Here is a 2031-nt window from a genome sequence, read left to right as displayed (position 1 = left end):
ACCAACATCGCCCGAACCCTACGCGCCAACGCCCGTGACCACACCCGCCCGTTGACCATGCTCGGCCTCACCTGAACAACTTTGCCGAGGCCCTGTGGTGCGAGTGCCCGAGCCCGAGCAGCCGGCGGCCAGAGGGGTGGCTGGGTCTTCGCCCCGGATTACCCCGATTCAGTTCGGTGCGGTGCCGCTGGCAAGGCTTCTTGCAATGTAGGCAGCGGCGTCTCCTACGGTTTTGAGTTCGCGGATCACGTCGTCCGGTATGGGGACCTGGAATTTCTCTTCAGCAGTCACCACGACCTCAACCATGGACAGCGAGTCAATGTCCAGGTCGTCGGCGAAGGACAGGCTTTCTATCCCGTTGGGGTGTGTGGTGGGATCGACGGCGACTCCGGTGATCTCATGCACGATGTCGGCCAGCCCAGCGGCCACCTGGTCCTTGGAGAGGTTGGTGCTCATTCGGACCTCCTGGCCTGTTCGATCGACTCGATCAAATCGTCCACTGGAGGCAGCACGTCCAGGAACAGGTGGACGTCGCCCTTGTGATAGCAGTGGTTCTCGTAGGGGCCGTACTGACCGTGCAGGATCGTGATCTGTTTACCTGCCCGTAGCGCTGCTACGAGGGCCTGCACGTCTTCAGCGGAGCCGTCAAGTCTCATACGCATGATGGGTACCGAGTGTGTCGGGTCGGGCCCAGGCCCGACTGCCTGATGCGCTGTAGGCGAGTTTCGGGACCCGGGCTTTCTTCAAATATCATCACCCTGCCAGGCATGGGTGCATGTGCACAGCTTGCGGCCAAGGCTTTCCTGGCCAGGCCCTGGCGTTGCAGTCGCGATGCCGCTCGGCGCGCCGAGTTCCTAGTTCTCCGTAGCTTCTGCCGGAGCCTCCGGCAGGAGCTACGGAGACCAGCCGTATGGCCAAGCCCACACAGGATCACACAGGAGAGTCCTCGTTACCGCAGGTCAGCCAGCTTCGGGTGATCCTTCTTGCCTCGTCTGTCTGGTCCGGCGTGACGACACCCTCCACATTCGGGGGGCGACCCAGGAGGTCTCGTACCTGTTTGCATTCATCCGTGCTAACAACCCATATAGAGGACGTCGAGGACTCGTCATCGTGCCAATCAAGCACGCTAAGAGTATGCCGATCGGTCATCGCGCCCTCCCGGCCTCTTGTATTCAGTCCATATCGCGCCCGGTCAGGGAGTTTTTAGATGGGCCTGACCATTTGAGCCTGCGGACCCTTCTGGCCTTGACCGACCTCAAACTCCACCCTCTGGCCTTCATCCAAGGTGCGGAAGCCCTCTCCTTGGATTTCCGAGTAGTGGACGAAGACATCGGGGCCACCGCCATCCTGCGCGATGAACCCGAATCCCTTCTCGCCGTTGAACCACTTGACTGTCCCTTGGGCCATGGCCCCTCCTGAGGCTGAGGCGTCGTTCCGCTGATCCGGCAGTGGAACGAGTATCGGCAGACTTCACCGATAAGTACGACAGAAGCGCCCATTCGGCAAAAAATGCCACTACTTGGTACAGTTTAACCCCGGACTTCGTAGGTGGGGTTTCAGGTCTCCAGCCAGCGTGGTCGGGTTTCGTCGATGCCGAGTAACGCGAGCAGCTCGGCTTGGATGCCTCGGATGATGAGGATGGTGGGTGGGTCGGTGGCGGTGCCGACGCGCAGGCGCAGGCTGGAGAGGTGGTAGAAGATGAGTCGGCCGGTGGGGCGTACGGCCCGGTTGTCGGGGTAGAGGCCGCGCATTTTCTGGTCGTGTCCGAGGGCTTGGCGGACTTGGCGTTCGATGAGGCAGAACACGAGCAGGGCCAGGCAGATCACGGTGATCAGGGCGGTGATGCGGCGGTTGTCCTGCAGGAACATGGGGGCGATGGCGAGGGGGCCCTTGAAGTCGCCGTAGCGGCGCTCGACGCTGGCCTGGCCCTTGTATTTCAGTGAGTGTTTTTGAACTCTGGCCGTGAGGTGTGTATGGCTGGATGATCTGGCTCGTGGCGGCTGACGGGACGGCTCGGCGGTACTGTCGTGA

At 61.6% G+C, this 2031-nt stretch carries 4 protein-coding genes; all 4 read right to left on the bottom strand.

The genetic code is table 11. The features are described from left to right. Positions 1–168: 168 nt before the first annotated feature. Positions 169–456, bottom strand: a complete 288-nt coding sequence (locus ACIQU6_RS44565; RefSeq protein ID WP_403488429.1) for an acyl carrier protein — start codon at positions 454–456, stop codon at positions 169–171. Further along, on the bottom strand, positions 453–662 hold the full coding sequence (locus ACIQU6_RS44560) for a hypothetical protein (RefSeq protein ID WP_403488427.1): 210 nt from the start codon (positions 660–662) through the stop codon (positions 453–455). The genes ACIQU6_RS44565 and ACIQU6_RS44560 overlap by 4 nt, the downstream gene beginning before the upstream one ends. Before the next feature lie 541 nt (positions 663–1203). Further along, positions 1204–1407, bottom strand: coding sequence for a cold-shock protein (locus ACIQU6_RS44555; protein WP_403488425.1), 204 nt, complete (start codon positions 1405–1407; stop codon positions 1204–1206). Between the two features lie 149 nt (positions 1408–1556). Continuing rightward, positions 1557–2031, bottom strand: a 475-nt coding sequence (locus tag ACIQU6_RS44550; RefSeq protein ID WP_403488423.1) for a hypothetical protein, incomplete at its 5' end; no start/stop codon positions are given.

Origin of the sequence: Streptomyces sp. NPDC090442 (assembly GCF_044769405.1) — a bacterium.
In the GTDB taxonomy this organism is placed as follows: Bacteria; Actinomycetota; Actinomycetes; order Streptomycetales; family Streptomycetaceae; genus Streptomyces.
Note: the sequence above shows the minus strand (reverse complement) of the source record. Positions and strands in the feature narration are given on the sequence as shown.

Coding starts and splice junctions, on each gene's coding strand:
- ACIQU6_RS44565 (WP_403488429.1), bottom strand. CDS start 456: ATGAGCACCAACCTCTCCAAGGACCAGGTGGCCGCTGGGCTGGCCGAC.
- ACIQU6_RS44560 (WP_403488427.1), bottom strand. CDS start 662: ATGCGTATGAGACTTGACGGCTCCGCTGAAGACGTGCAGGCCCTCGTA.
- ACIQU6_RS44555 (WP_403488425.1), bottom strand. CDS start 1,407: ATGGCCCAAGGGACAGTCAAGTGGTTCAACGGCGAGAAGGGATTCGGG.